This is a genomic window from Rhodospirillales bacterium (genome assembly GCA_023898785.1).
Taxonomy (GTDB): Bacteria; Pseudomonadota; Alphaproteobacteria; order Micavibrionales; family Micavibrionaceae; genus TMED27.
The window spans coordinates 2,072,542-2,088,765 of record CP060239.1; the positions used below are offsets into that span (position 1 = coordinate 2,072,542).

Genomic DNA, 16,224 nt, shown 5'->3' on the forward strand with positions numbered 1-16,224 from the left:
TCATCAGTTGTTGCATAGCTCTGTCCTTCGTAGTGCATGGTGCGCTCTTCATGCGTAACGTTATGCTGCACATCTTCGGCCACAGCCACAGAAGAAACACCACTAGCCAAACCAATCATAGCCATAGACAACAACAATTTTTTCATATCAGACATTCCATTTACGTTAAGAAAACTAAACTTGAGAACTATTCTCAAAAGTTATGCAATACTGCTCACTTTATTCACGATTTACGCCCTTTCAACTCAAATGTAAATGATAATTATTCTCAAAATGAAAATTGATACGCACAAATCAGCCCGTCTATTTATTTTTAGATAAGAAGTATTTTTATAGTTGAAGGAAAAGACCAAATACAACGCCATTTATAGGCACGAAAAAATAACACCTGCCCCTTTTCGTAAGTAATTTTACGTGAAATTGTGCCAAGTGTTTTTATAAAATTGTTATCGCAACACTTAAATGAAGGGTGTGAGTAAATGTCCACCTTATCTGGTTGAGAAGATTGAGCGTTTAAATTTCTATGCATAAGATTTTTTACTTTTCCCAATGCTATATTTTAAAAATATGGACTTGAAAATTAGCGATAATCAAGGCAATAATCTAATGCGTTTTTTTAAATAATGAAAAAGCAACTTGAAAGCCTTTCTTGTGATCATCGCGCAATGTATCCAGAATTTCGGCACAGCTTACGGCCTCCCCGTAAGCTTATTTCTCGCCGGACTATTCGGCGGACTTACGCATTGTGCCGGAATGTGCGCCCCCTTTGTACTGGCCCAAACCACACAAGAAACCCGCCTTCAAAAACTAGGCTCAAGACTTCTGCTTCCCTACCATCTTGGCCGCATGACCACATACGTAACCTTGGCGGTGATCGTAAATGCACTCATTAACATGGCGTTCCTGTTTTCCGATTTAAAAATTCTCATTACAGCTCCGCTTCTTATGCTGGCAGGCACAATTTTTATCATCACGGCATTTCCAAATGCGAGCGCCCTTTTTCCTTGGGCTGCCCGCCTGCAAATCGTCCCCACATTTGGAATCATCTCCCGCTTGGGCAAAAATTTTATGACCGATCCAAACCTGCTAAAGCGTTATGGCTTGGGTGTTTTATTAGGTTTCATGCCCTGCGGCCTTGTTTTATCGGCCCTTCTGGCCTCTGCAACAGCAGATACACCACTTTACGCAGCCTTTGCAATGAGCGCCTTTACTCTGGGAACAATTCCAGCCTTACTCATGGTAACCTTGGGGGGGCAAGCATTGAAGAAGGCGTACCCTAAAGCAACGCAAAGATTTTCCCGGGGAGCAATGATAATAAGTGGCCTTTGGCTCTTTACTTTGGCCGGCATAATGCTTACAGGAGACTAGGTTTTTAAAAAGGACGAAAAAATGACTGCAACCACACTTTCCGAAAAACCAGACTATAACGATGACGTTGTTAAGCTCTTCACGCTTGCCACCATATTCTGGGGCGTTACGGGCTTCCTTGTCGGCGTACTTATCGCTTCACAAATGGTTTTCCCTGACCTGAATATTGAGCCATGGCTCAATTTTGGCCGCTTGCGTCCTTTGCATACATCCGCAGTGATCTTTGCTTTTGGCGGAAATGCCTTGTTTGCAACCAGCTACTACGTTGTTCAGCGCACTTGCGGTGTAAGACTTTGGAGCGACAAACTGGCAAATTTCACTTTCTGGGGTTACCAGGCTGTCATTGTTATGGCCGGTTTGGGTTATGTTCTGGGCGTTACGCAAGGTAAAGAATATGCAGAACCGGAATGGTATGTGGACCTATGGCTGACTGTTGTCTGGGTTGCTTACCTTCTGGTTTATCTGGGAACAGTAATCAAACGTAAAGAACCGCACCTCTATGTTGCGAACTGGTTTTATCTGGCTTTTATTATCACGGTGGCCGTCCTGCATCTTGGTAACAACATTCAGATTCCCGTTGAGCTTCTCGGTGCCAAGAGCTATTCCGTCCAAGCTGGCGTTCAAAGCGCAATGATCCAGTGGTGGTACGGGCACAATGCGGTGGGTTTCTTCCTTACGGCAGGATTCCTTGGTATGATGTACTATTTCGTGCCTAAACAGGCGAATCGCCCGATCTACTCCTATCGTCTGTCGATCGTACACTTCTGGTCCCTGATTTTCATTTATATCTGGGCAGGGCCGCACCATTTGCATTACACATCTTTGCCTGACTGGGCGCAGACTTTGGGCATGACCTTCTCCATCATGCTCTGGATGCCTTCCTGGGGTGGGATGATCAACGGGGTCATGACCCTGTCCGGCGCTTGGCATAAATTACGTGAAGACCCGGTCCTGCAATTCATGATCGTTGCACTCGCCTTCTATGGCATGAGCACGTTCGAAGGGCCGCTTATGTCCATCCGCGCGGTAAACTCTCTGTCTCACTACACAGACTGGACCATCGGTCACGTACATTCCGGGGCCTTGGGGTGGGTCGGCTTCATCAGCTTCGGCGCACTTTATTATCTCGTACCGCGCCTATGGGGACGTGAACGTCTATATTCTACAAAGCTGGTCTCCATGCATCTGTGGATCGCTACTATCGGTATAGTATTTTACATCGCCGCCATGTGGGTGTCTGGTATCATGCAAGGTCTGATGTGGCGCTCATATAACGACATGGGATTCCTCGAATATTCCTTCGTCGAAAGCGTTATGGCCATGAAACCCTTCTATATGATTCGCGTACTTGGTGGCCTGCTCTATCTAACCGGCGCCCTGATCATGGTCTACAATTTCTGGAAGACCATTCGCGGAGACGTGAATGAAAAAGAACAACAACTTCTCTCTCAAGGAGCAACAGCATGAGCTGGAAAAGCCACGAAACACTCGAAAAGAACTCCATCCTTTTGTTAATCGGCATTATAGTCGTTGTGCTGATCGGGGGAATAGTTGAAATTGTTCCGCTGTTTCGCAAGGAAACGGTGATTGAACCGGTCGAAGGCGTGCGGCCTTACACTCCGCTGGAACTTGCCGGATATAATATTTATATCCGTGAGGGGTGTTATAACTGCCACTCTCAGCAAATCCGCCCCCTGCGTGATGAAGTTGTGCGCTATGGCCATTATTCCCTGGCCGCAGAAAGTATGTACGATCATCCATTCCAATGGGGTTCCAAACGCACCGGGCCGGACCTGGCGCGTGTGGGCGGCAAATATTCGGACGAATGGCAAACAGCGCACCTGGTAGAGCCGCGTGATCTTGTTCCGGAATCAATCATGCCTTCATATGGGTTTCTGCTCAAAAAAGGCGCTAAACTTCACAGCCTGGACAAACACCTGAAAGTTTTGCGTATCACCGGTGTTCCTTACAGCGATGAAATGATTGAAAACGCTGAAAAAGATGCTGCTGCTCAAGCTACTGGTGAAGATCGCGCTGATATAAGCGGGCTACAAGAGCGCTATGGCGAAAAAGTCAATGCCCGTGATTTTGACGGGCAGGAAAATATGATTTCAGAAATGGATGCACTTGTCGCCTATCTTCAGGTTCTGGGCACGATGGTTGATTTTGAAGCCGCCCAGCAAGTTGAGGGGGCGCAATGATAGATTTCATCACCGACCATGCCGGTATGATCGGCCTACTCTTTTTCTTCGGATTTTTTGTCGCCGTGGCAATGTGGACTTTTCGCCCCGGCGCCAAAGAAAACTATAAAAAACACGCGCACATCCCGCTTGAGGAGAACTAAAATATGAGCGATGACAACAAGAAAAAAGAAATTGATGATCTTTCCGGCGTTGAAACCACTGGACATGAATGGGATGGTCTAAAAGAGCTTAACAACCCGCTACCGCGCTGGTGGGTATGGATATTTATTGTCACCGTTATATGGTCTGCATGGTACTTTGTTGTATATCCATCCTGGCCGGTCCCTGGCGGTGCAACTGAAGGTACATCCGGCTATACGCAGTTTAAGGAACTTGCGCACAATCAAGCAGAGATTACTGCCCGTCAAGAGGCCTATCTGGCTCAATTCGAAGGTGCGGATTTTGAAACCATTCTTAAAACACCTGATCTGTACGCTTTCGCCGTTGCCGGCGGCAAGTCCGCTTTCAAGGATAATTGTGCTACCTGTCACGGTGCGGGCGGGCAAGGTGCTAAAGGCTTCCCGAACCTCAATGACGATGACTGGCTCTGGGGCGGCAACCTTGAAGATATTCACCAAACGATTCAGTATGGTATTCGTGCAGACAATTGGGATACTCGCGATTCCCAAATGCCGGCCTTCGGCGCCGACGAACTGCTTGAACGTTCGGAGATTGATGCTGTTGTCGATTACGTTCTTACGCTTTCCGGTGGTAAACAGACGAGCAGCCACGCTCAGGGCATGCAGATTTTCGCTGAACAGTGCGCGGCTTGCCACGGCGAAGACGGTCGCGGAATGCGCGAACTCGGCGCACCAAACCTGACCGACAAGATTTGGCTCTATGGCGGAGATCGTGAAACAGTGTATGAAACGGTCTTCAACGCTCGCGCAGGATTAATGCCAGCCTGGAATGAGCGTCTTGATGAAAATACCATCAAGCAGCTCACGATCTATCTTCATGAACTGGGCGGCGGCGAGTAATATCCAGGAAATTTTAAAAAGCCTTCCCCCAAGAAGGCTTTTTTTAGGCTGTGTATATACGTATATACTTATATAAAAATATTTTAGAATAGAAAAAACCCATGCTCGAACTCTTCGCCAAACAGGAAAAAATCTATCCCAAACGTGTTTGGGGAAAATACCGTAAAATGAAATGGGCGACAATGATTGCTACGTTGGGGCTATACTACCTTGCCCCTTTCATTCGCTGGGATCGGGGGCCAAACGCTCCTGATCAGGCCATCATGATTGATCTGCCCGCCCGGCGCGCCTACTGGTTTTGGATCGAAATATGGCCACAGGAAGTCTATCTCCTCACTGGTATTCTTATTCTTGCGGCCATCGGTCTGTTTGTTGTCACCAGCATGTTTGGCCGTGTGTGGTGCGGCTATTTCTGTCCACAAACCGTCTGGACCGATCTTTTTGTCTGGGTTGAACGCATCATCCAGGGGGATCGCAATGCTCGCAAAAGACTTCACGACAGTCCCTGGAGCTTTGACAAGATTGGAAAAATTCTCGCTACCCACTTCATCTGGCTGGTTATCGCCTGGTGTACAGCCGGATCTTTTGTGCTGTATTTCAATGACGCGCCCACACTGGTTCGCAGCTTTTTTGAATTTGATGTCTCTCCTACCGTGCTCGGCTTTATCGGTGGTCTGACCTTCTCCACTTACCTTATGGCCGGTTTTGCCCGTGAACAGGTTTGCACTTATATGTGTCCCTACGCCCGTTTCCAATCTGCCATGTTCGATAAAGATACTCTCATCATTGGTTATGATGAAAAACGCGGCGAACCTCGCGGTAGTCATAAAAAAGGTGAAAGCTGGGATGGGCGCGGTCATTGCATCGATTGCACCGCTTGCGTTCAGGTCTGCCCCACCGGCATCGATATCCGTAATGGACTGCAAATGGAGTGCATAGCCTGTGGCCTGTGCGTCGATGCCTGTAACAACATCATGGACAAGCTTGATTTGCCACGTGGCCTGATCCGTTATGACACCACCAACCACATGGCCGCAGAAATCAAAGGCGGTAAAGAAAAATTTCATATTATGCGCATGCGCACATTCTATTATGGCATTATCATGGCTGTGGTCGGGAGCATCATGCTCTATGCGCTTATAAACCGGGCACAGCTGGAACTCCACGTCCTGCATGATCGCAGCCCGCTATTTGTTCAGCTTTCCAGCGGTGAAATCCGTAACGGCTACACCATAAAAATTCTCAACAAAACCTTTGAAAACCGGACCTATACCTTAAGTGTTGAAGGCCTGCCCGAAGCAAAAATTGAAGTTAGCGCAGCAGGAAATATCGATTCAAATACGCTCTATGTCGATGCTGACAGCGTTGGTGAATATCACATCTTCATCAGTGCCGATATTGAGCCCGGTCCCGCCCGTGATGTAACGCTAACATTGACAGATTCAGATGGATCCTTGCATGATAGCTACACATCAACCTTTATCACGCAGAGAAAGTAGCCATGGAAACTGCCATTAAAAATCCAAAAGACAAATGGATTCCATGGTATTTCGTAGCTTTCTTCGCCGTTATTGCCATTCTCGATGGTATATTTGTCTATGTTGCCATAAGCACTCACACCGGTGTTACTACCGAAAATGCCTATGAAAAAGGCCTGGCCTTTAACGAAAATTTTGAAAAATTTCGTGCGCAACCAAAATTGCAAGAGCAACTGAGTTTTGAGAACGGCGTATTACACTGGAACGTAAAGGACGAAGCGGGTAGGCCACTGGGAAATGCCCGCGTCATTGCAAAAATCATCCGCCCGGTCCAAGATGGCTATGATTTTGAAATAACGCTAGACTACATGCGGCGCGGGGTTTATGAAGCAAAGCTTGACCTGCCCCTAAAAGGTCTTTGGAAAGCAAAGCTCAACTGCACATGGGACGATCAGCACTATCAAACAACGCACAGCTTCACAGCCCCGTAAACGGAAACCATGATACGCAAACATTATCCGGCTATGAAACGCTTGTTGAAAAAACGCCTGAAGGGTTGAACACAATTTCCGTTCTCGTTAGCGGTGTTTATTGCGCCGCTTGTATCCAGAAGATCGAAGGCAGTCTTTCCCAAGAACAGGATATAATTTTAGCGCGGCTCAATTTTACAACCAGGCGTCTCACACTTACCTGGTCCGGCGTACCAGAACAAAGCAATCGCTATATACATATAATCGAAAATCTGGGATATACCGTTAATCCGTTTGACCCACAAATCTGGCAGGAAGAGAGTAAAGCTGAAGAGCGTTTCTTGTTGCTTTGCCTTGGCGTGGCAGGTTTCGCGATGGGTAACATTATGCTGCTTTCCGTCGGTCTGTGGAGCGCCACAGGCGAAACAATGGGACTGGCCACGCGCGAATTCCTGCATTTAATCTCTGCCGCTATCGCCCTGCCGACAATTTTATTTTCTGGCCGTCCCTTCTTCCGCTCTGCCATAAAAGCGCTTAGAGGCAGACACGCCAACATGGACGTGCCCATATCTCTCGCCCTTATTCTTGCCAGCTCCATGAGCCTTTTTGAAACCATAAATGGCGGCGAACACGTCTATTTCGATTCTGCGGTCATGCTAACGTTCTTCCTGCTGATTGGCCGTACCCTCGATTTCCGCGCCCGCAAACAGGCCCGCGCAGGGGCCTCAGACCTTTTGGCCGTCATGACCGGTTTTGCCAGCGTTATAGAAGACGGCAAAGTCCGCCGCGTCCTGATCCGCGATATCTGCGAAGGCAACCACGTCCGTATTGCTGCAGGGGAAAATTTCCCCGTCGACGGCCAGATCATCGAAGGCCAAAGCGAAGTTGATACCTCGCTTGTCACCGGCGAAACCCTGCCCCGCGCTGTCAAGCCTGGAAACGATATTTTTGCGGGAACATTAAACCTGTCCGCCTCCGTTACAATGATTGTGACCAAACCGGCCAAAGACTCCCTGCTCAGCGAAATTGTCAAACTCATGGAACAGGCCGAACAAAGCAAAGCCCGCTACGTTCGTCTGGCTGACCGTGCTGCGCGCCTCTACACACCCGTCGTGCACATGCTGGCCGCGCTCGCCTTTTTAGGCTGGTTTTTTATCGGCGGCTTAGACTGGCAAGCCGCGCTCATGATCTCCATCACCGTACTCATCATCACCTGTCCTTGCGCACTGGGACTGGCCGTACCCGTCGTACAAGTCCTGGCCACCGGCAAGCTCATGAAAAACGGTGTACTCATTAAATCCGGCGATGCTTTAGAGCGACTCGCCAGTATTGACACCGTTCTGCTCGACAAAACCGGCACGCTCACACTGGGCCACCCCGCATTGGAAGGAGGCCTGCCGCAAGAAGCCCTGCGCCTCGCCGCCTCTCTAGCCGCCCACAGTCGCCACCCACTTTCCAAAGCTATAGGCCAGTCTTACGCAGGAACTTTATTGGAAACAAAACACATACAGGAACATTCCGGTCAGGGACTAGAAGGTGTTATTGATGGGAAATCCGTTCGTCTTGGCAGCCGGACATGGTGCGGTGATAAAAATGCGCCGCCTTCAGATATGCTGGAATTATGGTTGCGGATCGACAACCAGACACCTATTGCCTTTTTCTTCACTGATCACCTGCGCGAAGATGCATGCGATTGTATTGAGGCTCTAAAAAAATCCGGTCTGACACCCATTATTGTCTCCGGCGATCGAAATCACATAACACAAAAAAGCGCCAAAGAATGCGGTATAGAACGTTTTTACGGCGAACAAACGCCACCGCAAAAATTCCAAATCATGGAAAACCTTAAACGCGAAGGTCATAAAATCCTTATGGTCGGCGATGGCCTGAATGATGCGCCTGTCCTGACCGGGGCAACCGTCTCGATGGCGCCAGGCACCGCCATCGATATGGCACAAAACGCAGCCGATATTATTTTCATGGGCAAAAAACTCATGCCTGTGCATACAGCCTATAATACCGCTCGGCTTGCTCAAAAGCTCGTAAAACAAAATTTCACTTTAGCTGTCCTTTATAATATCATAGCCGTACCGCTGGCACTGAGCGGACTTGTTACGCCGCTCGTTGCTGCGATTGCCATGTCAGGTTCGTCACTCATAGTGATCGCCAATTCATTTCGCTTAAAGGTCATAAAATGAGCATCCTTATCTACCTCATCCCCATTGCCCTGTTTCTTGGCCTGCTTGGCCTGGCTGCCTTTGTCTGGAGTTTGAAATCAGGTCAGTATGACGATCTCGACGGCGCAGCTCATCGCATTTTGCTCGATGACGAAAAAACATTGACACAAGAGCATGATATCCGTCACAGTTAAACAGAGTTAAAGCTCTAATTTTAATCTAGAATAGATAAAACATATGAAGAACTCACACGTTACAGGTGTAGAACGCACCTTCGATAAAAATGAAATCATTGTCAGTAAAACGGATCTCAAAGGCCGCATAACCTATGTAAACCGCGTCTTTATGACGCTAGCGGACTATACCGAAAAAGATCTCCTTGATCAGCCCCACAGCATCATACGCCATCCTGAAATGCCACGCTGCGTCTTTAAGTTGCTGTGGGATACGATAGAAAAAGATAAAAAAGAGATATTTGCCTACGTTATAAACCGTTCGGCCAACGGCGATCATTACTGGGTTCTTGCCCATGTCACCCCCAGCTTCGATGAAGGGGGCAATATCGTAGGATATCACTCTAATCGACGCGTTCCAGACAGACGCGTCCTCAACGATACAATCGTTCCGCTATATAAAAAGCTATTAGATGAAGAAAACAGCCACAAAAATGCTAAAGAAGGCATGAACAGCGCCTATCAAATGCTTGTGGCTTTACTTGAAGAGAAAGGCGTTGGTTACGACGAGCTCATCTTTTCTCTTTCAAATGCAGCCTGAAGAAAAAGGAATTTGCTATGAAAAATCTATCCTCTCTTTCTAAAGCTCAAATCTGTCTGGGGCTAACGCTGTTATGTATGCTTGGAGGATATTTTTCATCTCTTTATCTGGTTGCGCTGGCGATTGGTATCATTACACTGGCGACCGGCTTTTATTTCATTCAAAATGCGCAGGAGTCAATCACCTGTGCAACTGACGCTTGCAAAAAACTCGGCCACGGTGACTTTGAAACACGCCTGACCAATATCGCGGAAGATGGTGAAATCTCTGAATTTTTATGGTCTGTCAATGAAATGACCGACTTTATGGATGCCTTTGTTCGTGAATCCACTGCTGCTATGGAATATGTCAGCCGTAACCAGTATTTTCGCCGCATTATCGAAGACGGTATGCATGGGAATTTATTAAATGGCGCCCGCGTTATCAATCAGGCCACCCTCAATGTGGCCGATAAGATGGAATCTTTCGTCGGCATTGCTGACGATGTTGACAACTCTCTCAAGCAAGTTGTCAGTCAGATCAACAGCACCGTGGAAACCCTTGAGAGTGGAGCTCAGACAATGGGAGATACCGTAGCCTCTACCCGTCAGGGTGCAGAAACGGTTGTCCTCAGTTCCAATGAAATGTCGATGAATGTACAGACCATTTCGGCTGCTGCCGAAGAGATGTCTTCTTCCATTGCGGAAATCAGCACACAGATTACAAAAACTTCGACAATGGCCAGCGAAGCCGTTCATGATGCCGATCAGGCGCGCGAAATCATTAACGCACTGGCTACTACCGCTGCTAGCATCAACGAGGTTATTACGCTGATTGAAGATATTGCCGAACAAACAAATCTTCTTGCCCTTAACGCAACAATTGAGGCAGCACGTGCTGGTGAAGCTGGAAAAGGTTTTGCCATTGTTGCCTCAGAAGTCAAAAATCTTGCGGCTGAAACAGCAAAAGCAACTGACGATATCCGCCAGCAAGTCAACGAAGTTCAAGGTGCAACCAACAGCGCCGTATCCGCGTTTGATGGCATAGGGAAATCTATTGCCGACATCAATGAAGCCTGCACGGTTGTCGCTGCCGCCGTCGAAGAACAAAACGCGGCCTCCCTTGAAATTGCTTCCAACGCACAAAAAGCCTCAACCGCTACCAATACTGTTGCTGAGAACATTCAGGAGATCGGTGCGGACATCACGAAAGTGGATGAAATCAGCGCTCAGGTCGTAGATGCAACCGAGCAACTATCCTTGCACAGCAAAGATCAGGTTGAAGCCCTACTCAATAAAATGGGCGTGTTCATGGGTGAACTGAAGAAAATTGCTTAAGCCTTAAGGGAGTGGAAGCCAGATTTTAATCCATAGCGTTCACCATATGTTATTGAAAAATAAGTCTTTTTATAATTTTTTAGTGATTTGATCATAAAGCTTATGACAGCCGATGAAGTATTAGATCTTAGCAAGTTTACGATTCTTATTGTCGATGACTATTCTTTTGTCTCTCAGATTATAGCGGCAACCTTAAAAGAGATGGGCATTGGCCGCGTTCTGACGTCTGAGAATGGGGCGCAGGCGAAAGAACAAATTCAGGCGCTTAATAATTTTGAGAATGGCAGCAATATTGATGTTGTGATTATGGATTGGCTGATGCCGGTTATGGATGGCAGGGCGCTTTTGCAGTGGATCAGGCAGAGCAATAAGGAAACCATTAAATTTTTGCCGGTGGTTGTTTGTAGTGCTTATACGTCTGGATCGCTTGTGAGCGAAACGCGCGATCTTGGTGCTAATGAGGTTATTGTTAAACCTGTTTCTGCTGCGGAATTGGCTAAACGTATTCAGCGTACCATTAACAGCCCGCGACCCTTTGTAAAAAGTAAGAGTTTTTTTGGGCCTGACCGGCGTCGGCAAAACAGGGCCTTTGATCATGAAGACCGGCGGAAAGCTAAACCACAAGATTTGAAGGCGCATTATGAACAAAAATAATGATAAAGTTGAGATTTTCCACCGTGTTAACAAATTAAAGTCCAAGGCAGGCTTGTCTGCTTTTGCGAAGGGGCAGGGACAGATTCAGAATTTTCGTATTCAGAAGGCGCAAAAGGTAATTGATGAGAAAGAAGCTGAATATTCGGTGGAGGTTGAAAATGTTTTGCGGAATTTGCAGGTAAGTTGGGATGCGTGTGTGGGTGCAGAAAAGTCTGATGTACGGGCGGATGCATTGGAAAGGGTTTATAATTATTCCAATAATGCGAAAGATTTAGCCTCTATGTACGGGTACGACCTGATGGGCTATTTTGCGTTGTCTTTGCGTGATTTTTGTGAAAAAATCGATATCCATAAGGAAGAACATCAAATTATAGTGCGGGCGCATATTAATGCGATGCTTGTGACTCTTCATGAAAGGCTGCGTTCGGACGAGAGTGACAAAGCTAAAGAACTGATGAACAGTGTGGCGTTGGCTATTCAGAAATACTCTTAGAAAGATGGCTCTTATTTCCGGCGTTTGGGCATAAAAATAAAAGCATCCGGATTTTCTTCTTCTGTTTCTTTGGGCGTGGTATATTCTTCGGGTGTTTTCCCGTGGAGTGGGTTGGGTTGTTTTTGTAGAGCGGTTACGCGGTTTTTGGCCTTTTTGTATGCGTCTGCGTTCAGACTTTCGACCAGACTTAAAAAACTTTTATCCTGGGCGCTGAGCGTATTGTAGTGTTTTTTGATGTCCTCAGGAATTGTCGTAACAAGTTTTTCGATTTTGAAGAGTTCCTCTTCTGCCAAGCCGCCATTGAGGAAGATCTGGATTATTTCTTCCCACATTTTTTCGAAATCATTGAATTCGTGGATGTTTGTGTTATCCCGGTGGCGCACTTTTTCATGCGTGCTGCGTAGTTGATGAATGCTTTTTTGGGTTGCATCTTGTGCAAATTTTAATTTCATAAAGACGATTTCATGGTGTCTCATGTAATGTTCTAATAACATTTTCGTAAGCGAGGTGGCTTCTTCTTCTTCTGGCCAACCGCCTTCCGGATCGTTTGATTTTGTGGTGTCGATCTGTGGTTTTTCTTGCGGAAGCGCTGCGGCTTCCAGCTGTTCTTGTTGCAGGCTTAAGTTGTAATTGAGGTGCCGTGACATATCGTCAACTGTGAAAGGCGTTTGCAGTAAATCTGTTATACCGACTTCGCGCGCGGCATCTACGAGGTGGAGAGTATTGGGGCCGGTTGTTGCGATAATTGGGACGATCCGGTTTCGAGAGGCCGGGTTGTTGCGAATATCTTTTGCGAGGCCAATTGCATCTTGGCTTCCGTCGATCAGTGCTGATATTACCAATGTGTAATCTTTTTCGTTGAATTTACGGAAGGCGTCTGCTTTATCGCTTGCTTCGTCTATTGAGCCTGCTCCAAGTATTCGTAAAATGTTGGTAAGCATCTTACGGGTGCTGCCTATTTCATTGACGACAAGGATGTTGGCATTTCTCAGGCGGTTCATTATGGATGGGCTTTCCGGGGAGTAAATACGATTGTGTACAAATTATAGGGGTGATTTGGGTTTTAGAAAATGATTTTTTGACACCGCGTTTTCAGAATTGTGTGTTTCGTATTTTTCAAGGTACCGTTATGCCGCCTGTTTATCCATTTCTTCAAAGCTGATCATTTTGCGCCGGGTTTCGTCCCAAAGAGCCAGCTTGATTGATTTCAGGCTATCTTTGAAGTTCATGTGGTTGAGATGTTTGAGATCCGGGTGGGCGTCAAGACACGACTGGAGCTTATAATTGGGGATGGTAGCGTTGAGATGGTGGATATGGTGGAGGCCGATATTGCCGGTGAACCACTGGATGATTGGGGGCAGATCGTAGTATGAACTGCCCATCAATGCGGCTTGATTATAGCTCCATTGTTCCTGGCGTTCCCAGTGGGCGTTTTCAAATTGGTGCTGGATATAAAATAGCCAGCCGCCAATCCACGAGGTGATGATCAGGACCGGCAGGTAAACCAGTGTTAAGGTAGAAAAGCCGATTATCAGGCCAAGTGTGCCATAGATAATCATCAGGGCGAGATTGAGGCCATAGATGCTTTTCCAGGCATTTTTCATATTGGCTTTGGGGGCGATCTCGGGCAGGAATGGTTCCGTTACTAAAAAGCGTTGAACGACGAGCACAAAGAGCGGCGTACCGAGGCCGAGCAGCAGATATGCATTGCGGTAGAGTCGGTAGAAGCGTTGTTTGGCGGGGGGTAAGGATTTAAATTCATTCAGTGTTATGGTTTCAATGCCGCCGTAGCCGCGTTTGTCGAGGTTGCCGGAACTGGCATGGTGCATGTTGTGGGTACGCCGCCAGAAGCTATAAGGGGTCCAAGTCAGGATGCTGAGGGCGCGTCCAACATTGTCATTGGCTTTACGGGTTTTGAAATAGGAACCGTGGCCGCAATCATGTTGGAAAATGAAAATACGGGTCAGCAGGCCGCCAGTGGGGATGAGGAGTAGGGCATAGAGCAGCCAGTTTCCACTTTGAACCGAGAGGGTTAAGCCGATGAGCGCTGCGGTGAACAGCGCCAGCGTGACGGTCATTTGCGTGATGCTGCGCTTTGTATCTGCCCCTTTAAAGCTTGCGCAGTGATCGGCAAGGGTTTTGAAATATTCTGGAGATTTATTTTTAAAGTCGATTTGGGTGGTGGGGGCCGACATAGGAACTCTTCATTTGTTTTTTGCAATTAATGGATAAGTGTTGCATTTACACTATGCGCTGCCAAGGCATAGTGGGTAATTATCCAAAGTTCTCTAAAAGAAGAATTGTTAGCTTGCTGCGCGGCTGGCTTTTTTACGCTCATGCGGGCAGAGGTGGAGTTTGCGCAGACGTAAGTTTGTCGGGGTGACTTCCAATAATTCATCATCGTTGATATAGGCCATCATGTCTTCAAGGCTCATTTTGCGTGGCGGTGTTAACGTTACGGCATCATCGCTGCCAGAGGCGCGGACGTTGGTGAGTTTTTTGCCTTTGAGGACGTTTACTTCCAGATCATTGTCACGACTGTGTTCGCCGACAATCATTCCTGCGTAAACAGGGGTTTGGTGTTCAACAAACATTACGCCGCGGTCTTGCAGGTTGAAAATTGCATAGGCGACGGCCTGGCCTTGATCTGTGGAGATCAGCGCGCCGTGGCGGCGTTGCGGGATGTCGCCTTTATATGGCGCGTAGGAGTGGAATACGCGGTTAAATACGCCTGTGCCGCGGGTATCGGTCACGAACTGGCTTTGATAGCCAATCAGACCGCGTGAGGGGGCAAGGAATGTGATGCGGGTTTTGCCAGAACCGGATGAGCGCATATCGGTCATTTCCGATTTGCGGCGGTTCATTTTATCAACGACCGTGGAAGCGTATTCTTCGTCAACATCAATGGTGACTTCTTCGATCGGCTCGTGGCATTGGCCGTCTACATCCTTGAAGAGAACACGTGGGCGCGACACCGTCAGTTCAAAGCCTTCACGGCGCATGGTTTCTATCAAAACGCCAAGCTGGAGTTCACCGCGGCCGCCGATTTCGAATGAATCTTTGCTTTCGCTTTCTTTAAAGGTAATGGCTACATTGACCTCTGCCTCATTGAGTAAGCGCTGACGGATCATGGTTGAGGTGACTTTTTTGCCTTCGGTGCCGGCGAAAGGGGAGTCGTTCACGGTGATCATGACGGCCATTGTGGGTGGATCGATGGGGGTGGAAGCTACGGGTGTGTTCAACGCGGGCGCGCCGATTGTATCGGATACAGACGCTTTAGTTAGACCTGCGATGCAGATGATGTCGCCGACACTGACTTCGCTAACGGGAACGCGCTGCGTGCCATCAAAGGTCAGGAGCTTCGTTAAACGCCCATTTTCGATGAGATCACCATTCAAATTTATAGCTTTTACGGTGTCGTTTACTTTGGCGCAGCCGTTAATTACGCGGCCAGTCAGGCAGCGGCCAAGGAACGGATCAGAATCAAGCAAGGTGGCGAGCATTGCAAAGGGGGCGTCTTTATCGCCACTTGGCGCAGGAACATGTTTCAATACCAAATCGAGCAGGGGCGTCAGGTTTTCACGCGGGTCGTCCAATTCTTTAACGCACCAGCCATCCCGGCCAGAGGCGTACATAATCGGGAAGTCGAGCTGTTTGTCATTGGCGTCTAAGGATACGAAGAGGTCAAAGACCTCGTCGACAACCTCTTCCGGGCGGCCATCGGGGCGGTCAATTTTATTTATAATGACGATGGGGTTCAGGCCTTGGGCCAGGGCTTTTCCCAGAACAAATTTTGTTTGGGGCATTGGGCCTTCAGCGGCATCGGTCAGTAAAATTACACCGTCGGCCATGTTTAATACTCGCTCTACTTCGCCGCCAAAATCGGCGTGGCCTGGTGTGTCGATAATATTGATACGAACGTCACCCCATTGAATGGAGGTTGGTTTGGCAAGAATGGTAATGCCGCGCTCTTTTTCAAGATCACCGGAATCCATGACGCAAACATCGACATTCTGGTTTTCGCGAAACATGCCGCTTTGTTTCATAAGGGAGTCGATCAGCGTGGTTTTGCCATGGTCGACATGGGCGATGATTGCGATGTTGCGTAAGTTTTTTGTCATGGTCCGTTTTTCTTTCTTTATAACCCGCAAAGTCCTATAGGAGTGCGGTCCAAAAGGGAAGTAAAATAAATGCGTTTTTGTGTATGCAGCCTTGACTCGTACTTATATATTATTAAATGCTTATACGTAATTTTCTTTTTTGAGGATTTT

The 16,224-nt window shown here is 47.6% G+C and carries 16 protein-coding genes; 13 read left to right on the top strand and 3 right to left on the bottom strand.

The genetic code is table 11. The features are described from left to right. Nucleotides 1–636: 636 nt before the first annotated feature. The 13 genes from H6859_10335 to H6859_10395 all read left to right on the top strand — a co-directional run bounded on the left by H6859_10335 (nucleotide 637) and on the right by H6859_10395 (nucleotide 11,953). On the top strand, nucleotides 637–1,368 hold the full coding sequence (locus tag H6859_10335; GenBank protein USO05507.1) for a sulfite exporter TauE/SafE family protein: 732 nt from the start codon (nucleotides 637–639) through the stop codon (nucleotides 1,366–1,368). 21 nt (nucleotides 1,369–1,389) lie between these two features. Then, nucleotides 1,390–2,835, top strand: a complete 1,446-nt coding sequence (gene ccoN, locus H6859_10340) for a cytochrome-c oxidase, cbb3-type subunit I (GenBank protein USO05508.1) — start codon at nucleotides 1,390–1,392, stop codon at nucleotides 2,833–2,835. Then, nucleotides 2,832–3,569 (top strand): cytochrome-c oxidase, cbb3-type subunit II, encoded by a 738-nt coding sequence (gene ccoO, locus H6859_10345; protein USO05509.1) that lies wholly within the window; start codon nucleotides 2,832–2,834, stop codon nucleotides 3,567–3,569. Before ccoN ends, ccoO begins: the two co-directional genes overlap by 4 nt. Next, entirely contained in the window at nucleotides 3,566–3,712 is a 147-nt protein-coding gene (locus H6859_10350; protein USO05510.1) for a cbb3-type cytochrome c oxidase subunit 3, read from the top strand. The genes ccoO and H6859_10350 overlap by 4 nt, the downstream gene beginning before the upstream one ends. A 3-nt stretch (nucleotides 3,713–3,715) precedes the next feature. Then, nucleotides 3,716–4,591 carry a cytochrome-c oxidase, cbb3-type subunit III gene (gene ccoP, locus H6859_10355; GenBank protein ID USO05511.1) on the top strand — a complete coding sequence of 292 codons (876 nt, stop codon included), beginning with the start codon at nucleotides 3,716–3,718 and terminating at the stop codon, nucleotides 4,589–4,591. A gap of 101 nt (nucleotides 4,592–4,692) precedes the next feature. Next, nucleotides 4,693–6,090 carry a cytochrome c oxidase accessory protein CcoG gene (ccoG, locus tag H6859_10360; protein USO05512.1) on the top strand — a complete coding sequence of 466 codons (1,398 nt, stop codon included), beginning with the start codon at nucleotides 4,693–4,695 and terminating at the stop codon, nucleotides 6,088–6,090. A gap of 2 nt (nucleotides 6,091–6,092) precedes the next feature. Continuing rightward, nucleotides 6,093–6,560 (top strand): FixH family protein, encoded by a 468-nt coding sequence (locus tag H6859_10365; GenBank protein ID USO05513.1) that lies wholly within the window; start codon nucleotides 6,093–6,095, stop codon nucleotides 6,558–6,560. Next, nucleotides 6,512–8,737, top strand: a complete 2,226-nt coding sequence (gene cadA, locus H6859_10370; protein USO05514.1) for a cadmium-translocating P-type ATPase — start codon at nucleotides 6,512–6,514, stop codon at nucleotides 8,735–8,737. Before H6859_10365 ends, cadA begins: the two co-directional genes overlap by 49 nt. Beyond that, nucleotides 8,734–8,910 (top strand): cbb3-type cytochrome oxidase assembly protein CcoS, encoded by a 177-nt coding sequence (ccoS, locus tag H6859_10375; GenBank protein ID USO05515.1) that lies wholly within the window; start codon nucleotides 8,734–8,736, stop codon nucleotides 8,908–8,910. Before cadA ends, ccoS begins: the two co-directional genes overlap by 4 nt. Nucleotides 8,911–8,953: 43 nt before the next feature. Continuing rightward, a complete protein-coding gene (locus H6859_10380; GenBank protein USO05516.1) occupies nucleotides 8,954–9,490 on the top strand; it encodes a PAS domain-containing protein in 537 nt (178 codons plus the stop codon). A 17-nt stretch (nucleotides 9,491–9,507) separates the two neighbouring features. Next, a complete protein-coding gene (locus tag H6859_10385) occupies nucleotides 9,508–10,806 on the top strand; it encodes a methyl-accepting chemotaxis protein (GenBank protein ID USO05517.1) in 1,299 nt (432 codons plus the stop codon). A 102-nt stretch (nucleotides 10,807–10,908) separates the two neighbouring features. Next, nucleotides 10,909–11,460 carry a response regulator gene (locus H6859_10390; protein ID USO05518.1) on the top strand — a complete coding sequence of 184 codons (552 nt, stop codon included), beginning with the start codon at nucleotides 10,909–10,911 and terminating at the stop codon, nucleotides 11,458–11,460. Continuing rightward, nucleotides 11,447–11,953 (top strand): hypothetical protein, encoded by a 507-nt coding sequence (locus H6859_10395; protein USO05519.1) that lies wholly within the window; start codon nucleotides 11,447–11,449, stop codon nucleotides 11,951–11,953. The genes H6859_10390 and H6859_10395 overlap by 14 nt, the downstream gene beginning before the upstream one ends. Nucleotides 11,954–11,964: 11 nt before the next feature. On the opposite strand, the gene H6859_10400 is transcribed toward H6859_10395, so the two are convergent. From H6859_10400 to typA, 3 genes are all read right to left on the bottom strand, one after another. Then, nucleotides 11,965–12,954 (bottom strand): response regulator, encoded by a 990-nt coding sequence (locus H6859_10400; GenBank protein ID USO05520.1) that lies wholly within the window; start codon nucleotides 12,952–12,954, stop codon nucleotides 11,965–11,967. 126 nt (nucleotides 12,955–13,080) lie between these two features. After that, nucleotides 13,081–14,148, bottom strand: coding sequence for a fatty acid desaturase (locus H6859_10405; protein ID USO05521.1), 1,068 nt, complete (start codon nucleotides 14,146–14,148; stop codon nucleotides 13,081–13,083). Nucleotides 14,149–14,256: 108 nt separating this feature from the next. Continuing rightward, on the bottom strand, nucleotides 14,257–16,074 hold the full coding sequence (gene typA, locus H6859_10410) for a translational GTPase TypA (GenBank protein ID USO05522.1): 1,818 nt from the start codon (nucleotides 16,072–16,074) through the stop codon (nucleotides 14,257–14,259). Between the last annotated feature and the right edge of the window lie 150 nt (nucleotides 16,075–16,224).

What these genes read in the sequence shown, in the direction of transcription:
- ccoN (USO05508.1), top strand. Translation starts at nt 1,390, where the DNA reads ATGACTGCAACCACACTTTCCGAAAAACCAGACTATAACGATGACGTT.
- H6859_10390 (USO05518.1), top strand. Translation starts at nt 10,909, where the DNA reads ATGACAGCCGATGAAGTATTAGATCTTAGCAAGTTTACGATTCTTATT.
- ccoP (USO05511.1), top strand. Translation starts at nt 3,716, where the DNA reads ATGAGCGATGACAACAAGAAAAAAGAAATTGATGATCTTTCCGGCGTT.
- H6859_10365 (USO05513.1), top strand. Translation starts at nt 6,093, where the DNA reads ATGGAAACTGCCATTAAAAATCCAAAAGACAAATGGATTCCATGGTAT.
- H6859_10405 (USO05521.1), bottom strand. Translation starts at nt 14,148, where the DNA reads ATGTCGGCCCCCACCACCCAAATCGACTTTAAAAATAAATCTCCAGAA.
- cadA (USO05514.1), top strand. Translation starts at nt 6,512, where the DNA reads ATGGGACGATCAGCACTATCAAACAACGCACAGCTTCACAGCCCCGTA.
- ccoG (USO05512.1), top strand. Translation starts at nt 4,693, where the DNA reads ATGCTCGAACTCTTCGCCAAACAGGAAAAAATCTATCCCAAACGTGTT.
- H6859_10385 (USO05517.1), top strand. Translation starts at nt 9,508, where the DNA reads ATGAAAAATCTATCCTCTCTTTCTAAAGCTCAAATCTGTCTGGGGCTA.
- typA (USO05522.1), bottom strand. Translation starts at nt 16,074, where the DNA reads ATGACAAAAAACTTACGCAACATCGCAATCATCGCCCATGTCGACCAT.
- H6859_10380 (USO05516.1), top strand. Translation starts at nt 8,954, where the DNA reads ATGAAGAACTCACACGTTACAGGTGTAGAACGCACCTTCGATAAAAAT.
- ccoO (USO05509.1), top strand. Translation starts at nt 2,832, where the DNA reads ATGAGCTGGAAAAGCCACGAAACACTCGAAAAGAACTCCATCCTTTTG.
- H6859_10395 (USO05519.1), top strand. Translation starts at nt 11,447, where the DNA reads ATGAACAAAAATAATGATAAAGTTGAGATTTTCCACCGTGTTAACAAA.
- ccoS (USO05515.1), top strand. Translation starts at nt 8,734, where the DNA reads ATGAGCATCCTTATCTACCTCATCCCCATTGCCCTGTTTCTTGGCCTG.
- H6859_10400 (USO05520.1), bottom strand. Translation starts at nt 12,954, where the DNA reads ATGAACCGCCTGAGAAATGCCAACATCCTTGTCGTCAATGAAATAGGC.
- H6859_10350 (USO05510.1), top strand. Translation starts at nt 3,566, where the DNA reads ATGATAGATTTCATCACCGACCATGCCGGTATGATCGGCCTACTCTTT.